The sequence below is a fragment of the Cupriavidus sp. GW823-FHT07A04 genome (genome assembly GCF_058794615.1).
This window is the reverse complement of sequence record NZ_JBXAHA010000059.1, coordinates 1-1,004: the sequence shown is the minus strand read 5'-3', so window position 1 is coordinate 1,004 and position 1,004 is coordinate 1. Positions and strand designations below refer to the sequence as shown.

Below are 1,004 nucleotides of genomic sequence, written 5' to 3'. Positions count from 1 at the left end.
AGGTTTTCCGGCCCGGTGTAGTTGGCGCTGGGGCGGATGATCTTGTTGTCGATGCGTTGCTCGATGATATGCGCAGCCCAGCCCGAGGTGCGCGCGATCACGAACAGCGGGGTGAACATGGCGGTGGGCACGCCCATCATGTGATAGCTCACCGCGCTGAACCAGTCCAGGTTGGGGAACATCTTCTTGGCGTCCCACATGGTGGTTTCCAGGCGCTCGGCGATGTCGAACATCTTCATCGAGCCGGCATCCTTGGACAGGCGCCGCGCCACTTCCTTGATCACCTGGTTGCGCGGGTCGCCGGTGGTGTACACCGGGTGGCCGAAGCCGATCACCACTTCCTTGTTCTCCACGCGGCGCGAGATGTCGATATGCGCCTCGTCCGGGCTGTCGTAGCGCTTCTGGATCTCGAACGCCACTTCGTTGGCGCCGCCGTGCTTGGGGCCGCGCAGCGCGCCGATGGCGCCGCAGATCGACGAGTACATGTCCGAGCCCGTGCCGGCGATCACGCGGCCGGCGAAGGTGGAGGCGTTGAACTCGTGCTCGGCGTACAGGTTGAGCGAGGTCTGCATGGCGCGCTCCCACAGTGTGGACGGCTTCTGGCCGTGCAGCAGGTGCAGGAAGTGCGCGCCGATGGTGTCGTCGTCGGTCTCGACTTCGATGCGCCGGCCGTTATGGCTGTAGTGGTACCAGTACAGCAGCATGGAGCCCAGGCTGGCCATCAGGCGGTCGGCGATGTCGCGCGCGCCGGGGGTGTTGTGGTCGTCCTTTTCCGGCAGCACGGTGCCGAGCACGGACACGCCGGTGCGCATCACGTCCATCGGGTGGGCGCTGGCGGGCACCCATTCGAGGGCGGCCTTGACGTTGGCGGGCAGGCCGCGCAGGGCCTTGAGCTTGGCCTTGTAGGCAGCCAGTTCGGCGCGGGTGGGGAGCTTGCCGTGCACCAGCAGGTGGGCGATTTCCTCGAATTCGCAGGTCTCGGCGATGTCGAGGATGTCGTAGCC

1 protein-coding gene is annotated in these 1,004 nt (G+C 65.9%); it reads right to left on the bottom strand.

Annotation, left to right across the window (positions count from 1 at the left end):
- The coding region (prpC, locus tag AC1Q7Q_RS40360; RefSeq protein ID WP_492376851.1) for a bifunctional 2-methylcitrate synthase/citrate synthase at nucleotides 1-1,004 on the bottom strand (1,004 nt) is incomplete at both ends.